At 64.4% G+C, this 1,475-nt stretch carries 1 protein-coding gene; it reads left to right on the forward strand.

The annotated features are described in order from the left end of the window. Positions 1-1,475, forward strand: a 1,475-nt coding sequence (locus CH268_RS22580) for an acyl-CoA carboxylase subunit beta (RefSeq protein WP_217900935.1), incomplete at both ends; no start/stop codon positions are given.

Here is a 1,475-nt window from a genome sequence, read left to right on the forward strand (position 1 = left end):
ACCCGATATCCATACCACTGCGGGTAAATTGGCCGATCTTCGTAAACGTCTGGGGGCTGCGGAGATGCCGTCGGGTGAGGCGGCGGTGGAGCGGGTCCACGCGAAGGGCAAGTTGACCGCGCGTGAGCGGATCACCGCCCTGCTCGACGAGGGCTCGTTCGTCGAACTCGACGCGTTGGCGCGGCACCGATCACAGAATTTCGGGTTGGGTGACAATCGCCCCTTCGGTGACGGTGTCGTCACCGGCTACGGCACGGTCGACGGCCGTGATGTGTGCGTGTTCTCCCAGGACGCGACCGTCTTCGGCGGCAGTTTGGGGGAGATCTACGGCGAGAAGATCGTCAAGGTGATGGACCTGGCGATCAAGACCGGGCGGCCGTTGGTGGGCATCAACGAAGGTGCCGGGGCCCGCATCCAGGAAGGTGTGGTCTCCCTCGGGTTGTACGGGGAGATCTTCCACCGCAACGTCCGCGCATCCGGGGTGATCCCGCAGATCTCGGTGATCATGGGCCCCGCCGCCGGCGGGCACGTCTACTCCCCAGCCCTGACCGATTTCGTGGTCATGGTCGATGGCACCAGTCAGATGTTCGTCACCGGCCCCGATGTCATCAAGACCGTCACCGGGGAGAACGTGACGATGGAAGAGCTCGGTGGCGCGCACACCCACATGGAGAAGTCCGGGGTCGCGCACTACGTCGCGTCCGGGGAGCAGGACGCCCTCGACTACGTCCGCGACCTCCTGTCCTACCTACCGAGCAACAATCGGGCCGATGCCCCGCGGACGGTGGCGTCGGATCCGATCGTCGGGGCGATCGAGGATTCGTTGACGGCGGAGGATCTCGAACTCGACACGTTGATTCCGGATTCGCCGAACACTCCGTACGACATGCACGAGGTGATCCGCCGGATCCTCGACGACGACGAATTCCTGGAAGTGCAGGAGGGGCGGGCCCGCAACATCATCGTCGGGTTCGGGCGGATCGACGGTCGGTCGGTGGGGATCGTGGCCAATCAGCCCACCCAGTTCGCGGGCACGTTGGATATCGATGCCTCGGAGAAGGCAGCCCGGTTCGTCCGCACGTGTGATTGTTTCAACGTTCCGATCATCACGTTGGTCGATGTGCCGGGGTTCCTGCCCGGGACGGGGCAGGAATACAACGGCATCATCCGGCGTGGGGCGAAGTTGTTGTATGCCTACGGGGAGGCGACGGTCGGGAAGATCACCGTCATCACCCGCAAGGCGTATGGCGGGGCGTACGACGTGATGGGCTCCAAGCACATGGGTGCCGACGTGAATTTGGCGTGGCCGACGGCGCAGATCGCGGTGATGGGGGCCTCGGGTGCGGTCGGGTTCGTCTACCGCAAGCAGTTGCTCGAGGCGGCGAAGAACGGTGAGGACGTCGATGCGTTGCGGCTGACGTTGCAGCAGCAGTACGAGGACACGTTGGTCAATCCGTACGTCGCTGCCGAGCGCG

The sequence above is a fragment of the Rhodococcus sp. 06-1460-1B genome, assembly GCF_002258475.1.
In the GTDB taxonomy this organism is placed as follows: domain Bacteria; phylum Actinomycetota; class Actinomycetes; order Mycobacteriales; family Mycobacteriaceae; genus Rhodococcoides; species Rhodococcoides fascians.